Raw genomic sequence first — 12,658 nt, 5'->3', positions numbered from 1 at the left:
GGCTCACGCTTCGATCTTTCCAAAGCGCAACGGTAAACCGCCTAGCTTATCGTGCCGGGAAGCACATCACCCAAACCGGTGATTATACCGGTCCACCGTCAGCGCACTGACGTCGATGTCCGGCTTCTTGCCCGACAGCATGTCTGCGAGCACGCGCCCGGAGCCGCAGGACATGGTCCAGCCGAGCGTGCCGTGGCCGGTGTTGAGGTGGAGATTGGCGTATTGCGTCGGGCCGATCACCGGCGGGCCGTCCGGCGTCATCGGACGCAGGCCGCTCCAGAACGTCGCCTTGGCGAGATCGCCGCCGCGCGGGAACAGATCGGTCAGCGAATGATCGAGCGTAGCGCGGCGCGCATCGTAGAGCTTGTCCGAATAGCCCGAGATTTCGGCGGTGCCGCCGACGCGGATTCGATTGCCGAGCCGCGTGATCGCGACCTTGTAGCTCTCATCCATCACGGTCGATTCCGGCGCGCCTGCGGCGTCCTTGATCGGCACCGTGATCGAATAGCCCTTCACCGGATAGACCGGCAGGGAAATGCCGAGCGGCGCGGCGAGCCGCGACGACCAGCTTCCGAGCGCGAGGACGTAAGCGTCGGCCTGCAATGTGCCGGCACTGGTCACAACACCGCTGACGCGCGCGCCGTCGGTGGTGATGCGGTCGATGCCGATGTTGAACATGAAACGCACGCCGAGCGCCTCGGCATGCTTGGTCAGCGCCTGCGTGAACATGTGGCAGTCGCCGGTCTCGTCCTGCGGCAGGCGAAGCCCGCCGACGAACTTTTCCTTCACGCCTGCGAGCGCCGGCTCGACCGCGATGCAGCCCTCGCGGCTCAGCACCTCGAACGGCACGCCGTATTGCTTGAGCACGGCGATGTCCTCAGCGGTGCCGTCGAGCTGGGCCTGGTAACGGAACAGCTGCAGCGTGCCTTGCGAGCGCTCATCATACTGGATGCCGATGTCGCGGCGCAGATCGCGCAGGGAATCGCGGCTGTATTCCGCGATCGGGATCATCCGGCTCTTGTTGACCGCGTAACGTGCGCTGGTGCAATTGCGCAGCATCTTGAGCAGCCAGACCCACATCACCGGATCGAGCTTCGGCCGGATCACGAGCGGGCCGTGCTTCATCAGCAGCCACTTGACCGCCTTTACCGGCACGCCGGGGCCGGCCCAGGGCGAGGAATAGCCGGGCGACACTTCGCCGGCGTTGGCGAAAGAGGTCTCCAGCGCCGGCTCAGGCTGACGGTCGACGACCGTGACCTCGTGGCCGGCACGCGCAAGGTAGTAGGCAGAGGTGACACCGATGACACCGCTGCCGAGGATCAGAACTTTCACGCTTGGTCAAACTCCCGCGGCATCACGCTCGCCGCTGCAAGGAAACAACTCGCAACGGCGAGAGCAATTATCAGGCCACCCGCTTGATGGCGTCACCAAGGATCGCGACGATATCGTCGATGTGGCTCTTCTCGACGATGAGCGGGGGCGACAGCGCAAAGGAGTCGCCGCTCATGCGGAAGTACAGCCCGCGATTGAAGCAGTCGACCATGACGTCGTAGCCACGCGCACCGACCGCGCCGTCGCGCGGCGACAGCTCGACGGCGCCCATCAGCCCGCAATTGCGGATGTCGATGACGTTGGGCAGGCCTTTCAGCGAATGCAGCGCGTCGCGCCAGTATTCGGCGATCGACGCACCGCGCGTGAGCAGGCCCTCGTCCTTGTAGATGTCGAGCGTCGCGATGCCCGCGGCGCAGGCGGTCGGATGCGCCGAATAGGTGTAGCCGTGGAACAGCTCCATGACGTTTTCCGGGCCGATCATCATGGCGTCATGCACCTTGCGATGCGCGAACACCGCGCCGCAGGGAATGGTGCCGTTGGTGATGCCCTTGGCCGTGGTCATCATATCAGGCGTGACGCCGAAGAAGTTGGCGGCGAACGGCGTGCCGAGACGGCCGAAGCCGGTGATGACCTCGTCGAAGATCAGGAGGATGCCGTGCTTGTCGCAGATCTCGCGCAGGCGCTGCAGGTAGCCCTTCGGCGGCGGCAGCACCGCGGTCGAGCCCGGCACCGGCTCGACGATGACGGCGGCGATCGTCTCGGCGCCGTGCAGAGCGACCAGCCGCTCGAGATCGTCGGCGAGCTCGGCGCCATGCTCCGGTTGGTCCTTGGCGAAGGCGTTGCGGGTGAGATCATGGGTATGGCGGATGTGGTCGACGCCCGGCAGCAGCGTCGCGAAGGCACGGCGGTTGGCGACCATGCCGCCGACCGAGGTGCCGCCGAAGCCGACGCCGTGATAGCCGCGCTCACGGCCGATCAGGCGGGTGCGGCTCGCCTGGCCGTTGGCGCGGTGATAGGCGAGCGCGATTTTCAGCGCGGTGTCGACCGATTCGGAGCCGGAATTGGTGAAGAAGATGCGGTCGAGGCCCTTCGGCGCGATCTCGGCGAGCCGCTCGGCGAAGTCGAACGCCAGCGGATGGCCCATCTGGAACGACGGCGCGAAGTCCAGCGTCATCAGCTGGCGCTCGACTGCGGCGGCGATCTGCTTGCGGCCGTGGCCGGCATTGACGCACCACAGGCCGGCGGAGCCGTCGATCACCTTGCGGCCGTCCACGGTGGTGTAGTGCATGCCCTCGGCCGAGGAGAACAGGCGCGGCGCCTTCTTGAACTGCCGATTGGCCGTGAACGGCATCCAGAACGAGTCGGTCTTGATAGTGTTCGGAATCTGATGAAGGGTCACGGCCGCGCTCCTTTGCTGACCCTCTAGCAGAGCCACGGCTTGGAATGCGCAACAAGTCCTTTTCTGGTGACCTGCAAGCCATTGATTTAGCTGGGGCTGTCGGGCCATATTTGCGCGATCCGCAACACCTGCAACACAGGACCTGGGCCATGAGCGTCGACATCGGTGGACGGCTGCGATTCATCCGGGCGCGCCACAAGCTGTCGCAGCGCGAGCTGGCCAAGCGTGCCGGGGTCACCAATTCGACGATTTCGCTGATCGAATCCAACCAGATGAACCCCTCGGTCGGCGCGCTCAAGCGCATCCTCGACGGCATCCCGATGGGGCTCGCCGAGTTTTTCGCGCTGGAGCCGGAGTCCAGGCGCAAGATCTTCTACCGCGCCGAGGAGCTGACCGAAGTCGGCAAGAAGCCGATTTCGTATCAGCAAGTAGGCGACAATCTGTTCGGTCGCAGCCTGCAGATCCTGAAAGAACGCTACGAGCCCGGCAGCGACACCGGACGCGTCCACCTCGTCCATGACGGCGAGGAAGGCGGCATCGTGATCTCGGGCAAGCTCGAAGTCACCGTCGAGGACGAGCGCCGTATCCTCAACCCCGGCGATGCCTATTACTTCGAGAGCCGCCGCCCGCATCGGTTCCGCTGCGTCGGTGGCAAGCCGTGCGAGGTGATCTCGGCCTGCACGCCGCCGACGTTCTGAATTGCGAACAGTCGCATCCGGAAGGTTACGGGCGGCCACCGGTATCTTACGGTGGTTGAGCCATCTCAATTTCTGTGCGCCAGACCGCTATATATTACGAACCGTAGCCGAGCAGCCTGGCTTTGAGGTGCTGAGGTTATGGCCCCGGACTCCAGGGTATTCCGGGGCCGCTTCGTAACAGAGGCCCGCGCATGAAGATCACTCTTGCCAATGCGGAAGCCGCGCTCGACGAAGTCCTGCGCGATACCGACAAGCTCCACTCGCGCGAACTGCGCAAGGCCATCGCAAAACACATCGAAGCGCAGAGAGAGCAGATCAAGGCTCTCCGCAGAATGATGAACTGATCGCCGCTGCGGAGCGAGCAGGCCTCGCCCCGCCTGCCGCCTCAACGCTGCGTCAGCAACTCCTCAATCCGGATCGGGAATTTGCGCACGCGCACGCCGGTCGCATGCCAGACGGCGTTCGCGACCGCGCCGGCACTGCCGGTGATGCCGATCTCGCCGACGCCCTTGATGCCGAGCGCGTTGACGTGCGGGTCGTGCTCCTCGACCGTGATCATTTCGAGCGGCGGCACGTCGGCACTCACGGGGATATGGTACTCGCCGAGATCAGCGTTCATGATCCGGCCGCTGCGCCGGTCGGTGACGGCCTCCTCGTGCAAAGCAAACGACATCCCCCAGATCATGCCGCCGAACAGCTGGCTTTGCACCATGCGCGGGTTGACGATGCGCCCGGCCGCGAAGGCGCCGACCATGCGGGTGACGCGGACCTGGCCGAGCTCGGGATCGACCTTCACCTCCGCGAACACGGCGCCATGGGCATGCATCGCATATTCCTCCATCGCCGCAGGGTTCGGCGCACCAGTGCCGCGCGCCTCGACCTCGGCGAGGCCGGCGCGCGCGAGGATCTCGGCATAGCTCTCCCCGCGGCTCTCGTCGTCGCGCCGGATCAACCGGCCGTCGCGCGCGATCACGCCGGCATTGCCGGCCCCGAACAGCGGCGAGCGCTCGTCATTGGTGGCGAGATCGGCGAGCTTTGCGATCACGGCCGCGCCGGCGCTGTGGATCGCAGCTCCCGCGGTCGCGGTGTGCGCGGAGCCGCCGGCGATGCCGGCATCGGGCAGGTCCGATGTCCCCGCCTTGAACGCGACGCGGTCGATATCGAGGCCGACGGCGTCGGCGGCGATCTGGGCCAGGGCCGTCCAGGCGCCCTGCCCCATGTCGTGCGCACCGATCTCCATCACGCCTGAGCCGTCGCGGCGGATCGCCGCGCGCGCTTCGGCCTGGAACATCAGTGCCGGGAAGGTCGCGGTGCCCATGCCCCAGCCGACCAGCAGGCCGGCATCATCGCGCATCTGCCGCGGCTGCAGCGGACGCTTCTCCCAGCCGAAGCGCGCCGCGCCCTGATCGTAGCAGGCCCGCAGCGCCTTTGACGAGAACGGTTTGCCGGTGATCGGCTCGACCTCGGCATAGTTCTTCAGGCGGAAGGCGAGCGGATCGATGCCGCAGGCCCAGGCCATCTCGTCGATCGCGCTCTCCAGGGCGATTGATCCCGTCGCCTCGCCCGGTGCGCGCATGAACAGCGGCGTGCCGGTGTTGACGCGCACGGCGTCATGTGAGGTGCGGATCGCAGGTGCCGCATAGAGCGTGTGCGAGGCGTCGGCCGCCGGCTCGTAGAAATCGTCGAACGTGCTCGATACGGTCCGCGCATGGTGATCGAGCGCGGTGAGGCGCCCCTCACCGTCGGCGCCGATGCGCAAGCGCTGACGGGTCGGCGCGCGATGGCCGACCGGGCCATACATCTGCTCACGCCGCAGCACCAGCTTGACCGGCCTGCCGACCAGCTTCGCGGCCATGATGCCGAGAACCGGCGGACCGCCCATGAGCCCCTTCGATCCGAAGCCGCCACCGAGGAACGGGCTGCGGATGTGGATCTTGTCGTGCGCGATGCCGAACAGCTCGGCGATGCGCGCGAGCGACAGCTTCAGGCCCTGGGTCGGCATTTCCACGGACAGCTTGTCGCCATCCCAGTGAGCCACGACCGCATGCGGCTCCATCGCGTTGTGATATTGCGGCGGCGTCTCATAGGTCGCGTCGATTTGCGTCTCGGCCGAGGCAAGGCCCGCCTCGACATCGCCGCGGTGATTTTCGGTGGGGTTGCCGACGCCGACGACGGGCGGCACAAAACTCTCGCCGGCATCGAGGCCGATGAGCGGAGGCTGCGCCTCGTAGCGCGGCGCCAGCAGCGCGGCACCTTCCGTCGCGGCTTCAAGCGTCTCGGCGATCACGACGGCGATCGGCTGATTGGCGTAGCGGACCTCGTTGCTCTGCAAAGCCTCCATCCGAAACACGAAGGGATTGGTCTTGATCTCGGGGTCGATGGCGAGCGGTGGCTTGTGGTCCGGCGTCATGACGTCGACGACGCCGGGATGACGTTTGGCGGCAGCGACATCGAGCGACGCCACACGTCCGCGCGCGATGCTGGAGGTCGCGATCACCGCAAACAGCATGCCGGGCGGATGATTGTCGGCGGCATAGGTCGCCTGCCCCGTGACCTTGAGGACGCCGTCACGGCGGGTCAGCGGCTGGCCGATGTTCGAGCCGTGCCTGAGATGGGCGGGTGCGCTGGTGAGGTTGAGCTCAGGCATGGATGGCTCCGGACGTCGAGGCAAAGGGAGAGGCCGGCAGGGCGGGCAGGCGCGCGGGCGTCCCGGCGGCGGCGAGGGTCAGCGCGCGCACGACGATGCGGCGCGCGAGCTCGATCTTGAAGGCGTTGTCGCCGGACGGCTTTGCGTCGGTGAGCGCACGCCAGGCGGCTTCCTGGAAGGCGTCGGCCGTGGGCGCGACGCTCTTGAGAACGTCCTCCGCAGCGCGGGCGCGCCAAGGCTTTGCGGCGACACCGCCAAGTGCGAGCCGCGCTTCGGCGATCCTGCCGTTCTCGATCCGCAACGCAGCCGCGGCCGAGACCACCGCGAAGGCGTAGGAGGTGCGCTCGCGAACCTTGAGGTAGCGGGCATGCGGGGCAAATTCGCGCGCCGCCGGCGGCAGGCGCACCGCAACGATGAGATCGCCGGGCTCGAGCGCGGACTCGCGCTCGGGCGTATCGCCGGGCAGGCGATGTAGTTCGTCGAGCCCGATCTCGCGCCGGCCGCCCCGGCCCTCGATCTCGACGACCGCACCGAGCGCGACCAGCGGCACGCAGAAATCGGAGGGATGCGTGGCGATGCAGCTCTCGCTCCAGCCGAGCACCGCGTGGGTGCGGTTCTCGCCGCCGCGGGCGTCGCAGCCGCTGCCGGCCTCGCGCTTGTTGCAGCGGCTGGCAGTGTCGTAGAAATACGCACAACGCGTCCGTTGCAAGAGATTGCCGCCGACGGTCGCGGCGTTGCGCAGCTGCGCGGATGCGCCGGAGAGCAGCGCTTCGACGACGGCCGGATAGGACCTCGCGAAGTCCGCATCATGCGCGAGATCGGCGTTGCTCACCAGGGCGCCGATGCGCAGGCCGCCATCGGCGAGGCGCTCGATGTCGTCGAGCCCTTCGAGGTGCATGACGTCGACGAGACGATCCGGACGGCTGACGCCACCTTTCATCAGATCGAGCAGATTGGTGCCGGCGGCGAGATAGACGGTGCCGGGCTGGGCCGCCGCGGCAACGGCCTCCGTGACCGTCGCGGGCCTGACGTATTCGAACTGTTTCATGCCGAGCGCCTCTGGTTGGTTTCGTCAGCGCGTCCTTGCGCGTCGAGCACGGCATCGACGATGCCCGCATAGGCGCCGCAGCGGCAGAGATTGCCGCTCATGCACTCGCGGATGCGTTCGGGATCGTCGCCGGCCTGCGCTTCCTGCATCATGCCGATCGCGCTCATGATCTGGCCGGGCGTGCAGAAGCCGCACTGAAAGCCGTCATGGGCGATGAAGGCGGCCTGCACCGGATGCAGCTGGTCGCCGCGCGCAACGCCCTCGATGGTGAGGATGTCGGCTCCGTCATGACTGATCGCGAGCGCGAGGCACGAGTTGATACGCTTGCCGTCGACCAGAATTGTGCAGGCGCCGCACTGGCCGCGGTCGCATCCCTTCTTGGTTCCGGTGAGATGGAGGCGCTCACGCAAGAGATCGAGCAGCGTGACGCGCGGATCGTCGAGGACGAAGTCGCGCCGCGCACCGTTCACGGTGAGGCTGATGGAGTGGTTCATACAAGGCTCCGATCAGATTTGGACATGAGTGATCGCGCAGCGCGCCACCGCCGTGGCCGCCGTCGATCTACGTTGACGCGGGCAGAAGCCGGCCAACATCCAGGCGAAGATACGGAGGCTCCCTCCGCTTAACAAGGGCCGGTGGAAAAATATTGGAATTGGTCAAAAGCCCATGCGCCACCAACGCGATGCAGCCCGGCAAGGGTTCAACAAGGGTTCAATCTAACCAATTCGTGATCTACATTGCCCGATATGGACGACCACAGCGACCAGACCCGGAAGCCCCGCGCCGATGCCGTGCGCAATCGCGAGCGCGTGCTCGAAGCCGCCAAGGCCGTTTTCAACGCGGGCGGCCCGGAAGCGAGCCTGGAGGCCGTGGCCAAGCGCGCCGGCGTCGGCATCGGCACGCTCTATCGGCATTTTCCGACGCGCGAGGATCTGTTCGAGGCCGTGTACCGACGCGAGGTCGAGCAGCTCAGCGAGCTTGCCGAGCATCTGCGAAGCGCCAAGGATCCGGTCGAGGCGCTGCGGCGCTGGCTGCAGTCCGCCGTCGAATTCGTCGCCACGAAAAAAGGCATGCTGGCCGCGCTGGCGCTGGCGTATCAGAGCTCGTCGGAACTTGCCGTTTTCTCGATGGACCGGCTGACCAAGGCGATCGGCTCGCTGCTCGAGCGCGCGGTCGCAGCCGGCCAGATGCGCGCCGACATCGTTCCGGAGGACCTGCTGCGGGCGTTTTTCGGGATGTGCTACATGCACGATAAGCCGGGATGGCAATCCTCGGTGCTGCGCCTGCTCGACGTGTTCGTCGACGGGCTGCGGGTGCAATCCGCTGCCAAGACCAGGGCGCGCGTGGCCAAGCCAGCGAAGCCGGCGGTGAAACGGAAGCGATAGCGCGCCCGTATTTCCCTGAGGTCATGCTAGGATCAGCATTGCCGGGATTTCAACGCGGAGCCTGTCATGCGCATTGCCGCCTTGCTGGTCGCTATCAGCATTATCTTCAGCTCCACCGCAGCCTTTGCCGACGATATTGCCTCGGCGCAGGGCGTCATCCGCGCCCAGGAGCAGGCTTTTGCGCGCGACGATGCGGCCGCGGCCTATTCCCACGCCGCGCCGGCGATCAAGGAGATCTTCCCCGCACCTGGCGCCTTCATGTCGATGGTGCAAAGCGGTTATGCGCCGGTCTACCGGCACAAGAGTTTCGAGTTCGGAGACAGCAAGAGCGAAGGCAGCTGGATTGCGCAGCGCGTCCACATCATCGACGCCAATGGCGAGGCGTGGGAAGCCCTGTACACGCTCGAGCAGCAGGCGGACGGCAGCTACAAGATCACCGGCTGCTCGCTGCTGAAGGCGGGACAGGCGGCTTAGGTTGCAAAGCCCGGTCCGGTCCTGATCGACTTCATCCGCGAGCGGATCAACAGCGTCAGGACGATGCCGATATTGAGCGCGTTCCACGCCACACCGTTCGCGAACGCTGCGGCGTAGGAACCGGTCGCATCGAAGATGATGCCCGACACCCAGCCGCCGAAGGACATGCCGAACACCGAGGCGAAGATCACGATGCCGACGCGCGTTGCGGCTTCGCTCGCCGGCATCGCCTCGCGCACGATGATGGCGTAGCTCGGCACGATGCCGCCCTGGAACAGGCCGAACATCGCGGAGATGAGATAGAGCGAGGCGAGGCTGTCGAAGAACAGATAGAACACCAGCGCGAAGCCCTGCGCCAGCGATCCCACCAGCAGCGTGCGGATGCCGCCGATCTTGTCGGCGAGGAAGCCCGAGCCGATCCGGCTGACGATGCCGCAGGCCATCATCAGCGACAGCATCTCGGCGCCGCGCGCCACGCCGTAGCCGAGATCGCCGCAATAGGCGACGATATGCACCTGCGGCATCGCCATGGCGACACAGCAGGAGATGCTGGCGATCGAGAGCAGCACCGTCAGCGTGTTGGTCGACAGCTTGAGATCGACGCGCGGCGGCGGCGCATTGGCGTGGTCGTGGACCTTGTCGTGACCTATCTGCGCGCGCAGGACCAGCACGAGGATCGTCATCAGGCTGACGCAGACGAGCCCGATGCCGATATGAGTGTAGCGCCAGCCAACCTCCTGCATGCCCCAGTTCACGATCGGGGGCCACATCGTTCCGGCGAAATAATTGCCGCTCGCGACGATGGTCACGGCGAGGCCGCGATAGCGCTCGAACCAGTGCGAAGCCTCCGCCATCAGTGGCGCGAAGGTCGCCGACGTTCCGAGCCCAATCAGAAAATAGGCCGCCACGAACTGCCAGAGTTGTCCGGACAGCCCCGCGAGCACATTGGCAACGCCGAGGAAGGCGATGCTGATCGCCATTGCCGGCACGATGCCGAACCGGTCGGTGATCTTGCCGGCGATCACGCCGCCGAGCCCGAAGCCGAACATCATGAGGGTGAAGGCCAGCGACACCGCGCCGCGGGTGGCGGAGAATTCGGTCTGCACCGCGGGAAGCATCACCACGATCGCCCACATGCCGACGCCACCGATCGAGCCGATCACCAGCGCAAGCACAAGCCGTATCCAGGCCTGACGGGAATCAGGGCTGAATGTTCCAGGCGTTTGTCCGGAGTGATTTGGCGCGTGCACGGGGCGGAACATGGCCCGCGGATCGTCACAGGGTCAAGCATCGTGGCGCGATATTGGGCATGCGCGGTGCACTGCGGTAAGAAGCAGCTTGGCGAACGCGCGATTTGCCATTAGTTTGCAATCCGCGTGAGCAAATCGCCGCGCGAAAGCATGTCGGCGGAATGTTGCTGCGATTGACACGATCGATGCGGATCAAGGTGGGACGCTTCATTGCCCTCACCTATCTGTTTTGCGTGCTCGCGCCAGCGGCAAGCCTCGCCTGGGGCAGCGGCCCGGCGCCGTGTCTCGATGAGACCCTGCTGGCCGATCTCGCACCGGTGCATCAGCAGATGCCGGGCGGTCACATGCACGACGGCAGCTCGCACGATCACGCGGCGGCACACGCGCATCACCAGGCCGCCGCGCAGGACGCGCCCGCTTCTTCGCATCATCATGGCGGCAAGGGCACGGCCGGACCGTGCTGCGCGATGATGTGCATCAGCGCGCTGCCGGCCGATCTGCCTGGCTTCGCCAAGCCGCTTCAGCCCGTCTCCGCCTGTGCCCCCGAGATCGTGGCCAGCCTGCACAGCACGGCGCCGCCCCTGCACTACCGCCCTCCCATCGCCTGATCTGACACGACGATTTCGGGCCGAACGCGCGTTTGCGCGCGCGGACCTGTGGTCTTTCAGATCAGGGATGAATCATGCTGACGCTTTCCGTGGCGACGTCCGCCGCCGCATCTACGGCGCGAGGACGACACTTTCGATTCCATTGGCCGTTGCTGGCCGCACTTGCGCTGGCGCTGTCCGGCTGCATGCCGGCAACGACGCAAGTCGCCGGCGCCGATCCCGCTGATCCCTCGGCGAAGGTCGCGCCCGTCGGCTATGGGTCGACCATTGCGCCCTACACCAGCCTGCGGCCTGCAGCGCCGGCGCCATGGCGCGACCGCAACGAGGCCGTGACGCCGCAGCCGAAGCAAGACCGGTAGGAGCGCGCCATGACACATCAATTCGCGCGAGGCCTGCTCGTTCTCGCCACGCTCAGCCTTTGCGCACCCGGTCTTGCCGGCTGCGCCGCGTTCTCGCCCGACAGCGGCATGAGCGCGGTCTCCGAGCTGACGAGCCAGACCATCAACAAGGATGTCGCCTTCGTTCGCACGCCCGAGGGAGCGGGCGCAGTCGATGAACGTGTCCGCCAACTGCTCTCGCGGACGCTGAACGTGGAGACCGCCGTTCAGATCGCACTGCTCAACAACAAGGGATTGCAAGCCGTCTATAACGAGCTGGCGCTGGCCGAGACCGATCTGGTCGAGCAGAGCCTGCCGTCCAATCCCGTGTTCTCGATCTCGCGGATCTCAGGCAACGGCGCCAGCGAGATCGAGCGCCAGGTGGTCGGCGACATCCTTGCGCTCGCCACCCTGCCGTTCCGCTCCGACATTGCCCGCGACCGGTTCCGCCAGGCGCAGTTGCGCGCGGCGCTGGCGACGTTGCGGCTCGCCGCCGACGTCCGCGGCACCTACGTGCGTGCTGTCGCCGGCAACGAGATGGTGGCGCTGCTGACGGATGCGAAGGCGACGGCGGAATCGACCGCACAGCTCGCGGTCAAGCTCGGCGAGACCGGCTCGCTCAACAAGCTCGACCAGGCCCGCGAGCAGGTGTTTTACGCCGAGACCACCGCCGACCTCGCCACCGCGCGCCAGGCTGTGGCGAGTGCGCGCGAAAGGCTCGCGCGGCTGATGGGATTGTGGGACGGCGGCCTCGACTTCCGTCTGCCCAATCAATTGCCGCCGCTGCCGCGCCGGCCGCAGGCACTGCCCTTGATCGAGGCCGATGCGGTGGCCCATCGCATCGATCTGCAGATCGCCCGGCTGGATCTGACGGCGCTGGCGAAATCGCTGAACCTCACGGAGGCGACGCGCTTCGTGACGCTGCTCGATCTCGCCGGCATCTCCCGCCGCACTCGGGATCCCGAAGGCGCGCCCTTCCGCGAACGCGGATTCGACGTGCAGTTCCAGATCCCGATCTTCGACGGCGGCGAAGTCCGCGTGCGGCAGGCGGCCGAGACTTACAATCTCGCCTTCAACCGCCTGACCGAGCGCGCCGTCAACGTGCGCTCGGAGGCACGCGATGCTTATCGTATCTATCGCTCGGCTTACGACGTCGCCAGCCACTACCAGCGCGAGATCATCCCGTTGCGTAAGATCATCACCGAGGAGATGCAGCTCCGCTTCTCCAGCATGCAGGTCGATATCTTTGCGCTGCTCACCGAGGCACGACAGCGTCTGGCCTCGCTGCGCGGCGCGATTGACGCCCGGCAACGATTCTTCCTCGCCCAGTCCGACCTGCAGACCGCCGTCAACGGCGGCGGCGCGCCTGCTGCGGGCGGCGACACTTCAACCACCATCGCCGCGGCAGCGCCTGCCGACGGCGGCCACTGAGATGGAGGC

Annotated in this window: 13 protein-coding genes; 7 read left to right on the top strand and 6 right to left on the bottom strand. The window is 66.4% G+C overall.

Annotated features, from left to right (window positions below; translation table 11 throughout):
- Positions 1 to 66: 66 nt before the first annotated feature.
- Together XI03_RS06625 and XI03_RS06620 are read right to left on the bottom strand one after the other, a co-directional pair.
- Positions 67 to 1,332, bottom strand: coding sequence for a D-amino acid dehydrogenase (locus tag XI03_RS06625; RefSeq protein WP_271591666.1), 1,266 nt, complete (start codon positions 1,330 to 1,332; stop codon positions 67 to 69).
- A 70-nt stretch (positions 1,333 to 1,402) separates the two neighbouring features.
- Entirely contained in the window at positions 1,403 to 2,731 is a 1,329-nt protein-coding gene (locus tag XI03_RS06620) for an aspartate aminotransferase family protein (RefSeq protein ID WP_212251037.1), read from the bottom strand.
- A gap of 149 nt (positions 2,732 to 2,880) precedes the next feature.
- On the opposite strand from XI03_RS06620, the gene XI03_RS06615 reads away from it, so the two are divergent.
- Together XI03_RS06615 and XI03_RS06610 are read left to right on the top strand one after the other, a co-directional pair.
- The gene (locus XI03_RS06615; protein ID WP_038972074.1) at positions 2,881 to 3,429 is read left to right on the top strand and encodes a cupin domain-containing protein; all 549 of its coding nucleotides are present in this window, start codon (positions 2,881 to 2,883) and stop codon (positions 3,427 to 3,429) included.
- Positions 3,430 to 3,620: 191 nt separating this feature from the next.
- Positions 3,621 to 3,773, top strand: coding sequence for a hypothetical protein (locus XI03_RS06610; RefSeq protein ID WP_193375318.1), 153 nt, complete (start codon positions 3,621 to 3,623; stop codon positions 3,771 to 3,773).
- A gap of 41 nt (positions 3,774 to 3,814) precedes the next feature.
- Here the strand turns inward: XI03_RS06610 and XI03_RS06605 are convergent, their stop codons facing one another.
- The 3 genes from XI03_RS06605 to XI03_RS06595 are packed head-to-tail and all read right to left on the bottom strand — an operon-like array spanning position 3,815 to position 7,618.
- A complete protein-coding gene (locus tag XI03_RS06605) occupies positions 3,815 to 6,076 on the bottom strand; it encodes a xanthine dehydrogenase family protein molybdopterin-binding subunit (RefSeq protein WP_271591665.1) in 2,262 nt (753 codons plus the stop codon).
- Complete coding sequence (locus XI03_RS06600) at positions 6,069 to 7,124, bottom strand: FAD binding domain-containing protein (protein ID WP_271591664.1); 1,056 nt, start codon at positions 7,122 to 7,124, stop codon at positions 6,069 to 6,071. Before XI03_RS06600 ends, XI03_RS06605 begins: the two co-directional genes overlap by 8 nt.
- A complete protein-coding gene (locus tag XI03_RS06595) occupies positions 7,121 to 7,618 on the bottom strand; it encodes a (2Fe-2S)-binding protein (protein WP_271591663.1) in 498 nt (165 codons plus the stop codon). Before XI03_RS06595 ends, XI03_RS06600 begins: the two co-directional genes overlap by 4 nt.
- A 252-nt stretch (positions 7,619 to 7,870) precedes the next feature.
- Here XI03_RS06595 and XI03_RS06590 point away from each other — a divergent pair, with 252 nt between their 5' ends.
- Positions 7,871 to 8,509, top strand: a complete 639-nt coding sequence (locus tag XI03_RS06590) for a TetR/AcrR family transcriptional regulator (protein WP_028142208.1) — start codon at positions 7,871 to 7,873, stop codon at positions 8,507 to 8,509.
- A gap of 66 nt (positions 8,510 to 8,575) precedes the next feature.
- On the top strand, positions 8,576 to 8,983 hold the full coding sequence (locus tag XI03_RS06585) for a DUF4864 domain-containing protein (protein WP_271591662.1): 408 nt from the start codon (positions 8,576 to 8,578) through the stop codon (positions 8,981 to 8,983).
- On the opposite strand, the gene XI03_RS06580 is transcribed toward XI03_RS06585, so the two are convergent.
- Positions 8,980 to 10,245 carry an MFS transporter gene (locus XI03_RS06580; RefSeq protein ID WP_038972080.1) on the bottom strand — a complete coding sequence of 422 codons (1,266 nt, stop codon included), beginning with the start codon at positions 10,243 to 10,245 and terminating at the stop codon, positions 8,980 to 8,982. The genes XI03_RS06585 and XI03_RS06580 overlap by 4 nt on opposite strands.
- A 173-nt stretch (positions 10,246 to 10,418) precedes the next feature.
- On the opposite strand from XI03_RS06580, the gene XI03_RS06575 reads away from it, so the two are divergent.
- The 3 genes from XI03_RS06575 (at position 10,419) to XI03_RS06565 (ending at position 12,649) form a co-directional block, all read left to right on the top strand.
- A complete protein-coding gene (locus XI03_RS06575; protein ID WP_271591661.1) occupies positions 10,419 to 10,841 on the top strand; it encodes a hypothetical protein in 423 nt (140 codons plus the stop codon).
- A 74-nt stretch (positions 10,842 to 10,915) separates the two neighbouring features.
- Positions 10,916 to 11,200 (top strand): hypothetical protein, encoded by a 285-nt coding sequence (locus XI03_RS06570; protein ID WP_028142204.1) that lies wholly within the window; start codon positions 10,916 to 10,918, stop codon positions 11,198 to 11,200.
- A gap of 9 nt (positions 11,201 to 11,209) precedes the next feature.
- A complete protein-coding gene (locus XI03_RS06565) occupies positions 11,210 to 12,649 on the top strand; it encodes a TolC family protein (RefSeq protein WP_271591660.1) in 1,440 nt (479 codons plus the stop codon).
- Positions 12,650 to 12,658: the final 9 nt, after the last annotated feature.

Source organism: Bradyrhizobium sp. CCBAU 65884 (genome assembly GCF_028128835.1).
Lineage (GTDB): Bacteria > Pseudomonadota > Alphaproteobacteria > Rhizobiales > Xanthobacteraceae > Bradyrhizobium > Bradyrhizobium ottawaense.
Note: the sequence above shows the minus strand (reverse complement) of the source record. Positions and strands in the feature narration are given on the sequence as shown.

Bases quoted from the DNA above. Each gene is read 5' to 3' on its own strand.
- XI03_RS06575 (WP_271591661.1), top strand. From the start codon at position 10,419: ATGCGGATCAAGGTGGGACGCTTCATTGCCCTCACCTATCTGTTTTGC.
- XI03_RS06610 (WP_193375318.1), top strand. From the start codon at position 3,621: ATGAAGATCACTCTTGCCAATGCGGAAGCCGCGCTCGACGAAGTCCTG.
- XI03_RS06590 (WP_028142208.1), top strand. From the start codon at position 7,871: ATGGACGACCACAGCGACCAGACCCGGAAGCCCCGCGCCGATGCCGTG.
- XI03_RS06570 (WP_028142204.1), top strand. From the start codon at position 10,916: ATGCTGACGCTTTCCGTGGCGACGTCCGCCGCCGCATCTACGGCGCGA.
- XI03_RS06580 (WP_038972080.1), bottom strand. From the start codon at position 10,245: ATGTTCCGCCCCGTGCACGCGCCAAATCACTCCGGACAAACGCCTGGA.
- XI03_RS06615 (WP_038972074.1), top strand. From the start codon at position 2,881: ATGAGCGTCGACATCGGTGGACGGCTGCGATTCATCCGGGCGCGCCAC.
- XI03_RS06605 (WP_271591665.1), bottom strand. From the start codon at position 6,076: ATGCCTGAGCTCAACCTCACCAGCGCACCCGCCCATCTCAGGCACGGC.
- XI03_RS06585 (WP_271591662.1), top strand. From the start codon at position 8,576: ATGCGCATTGCCGCCTTGCTGGTCGCTATCAGCATTATCTTCAGCTCC.
- XI03_RS06595 (WP_271591663.1), bottom strand. From the start codon at position 7,618: ATGAACCACTCCATCAGCCTCACCGTGAACGGTGCGCGGCGCGACTTC.
- XI03_RS06565 (WP_271591660.1), top strand. From the start codon at position 11,210: ATGACACATCAATTCGCGCGAGGCCTGCTCGTTCTCGCCACGCTCAGC.
- XI03_RS06600 (WP_271591664.1), bottom strand. From the start codon at position 7,124: ATGAAACAGTTCGAATACGTCAGGCCCGCGACGGTCACGGAGGCCGTT.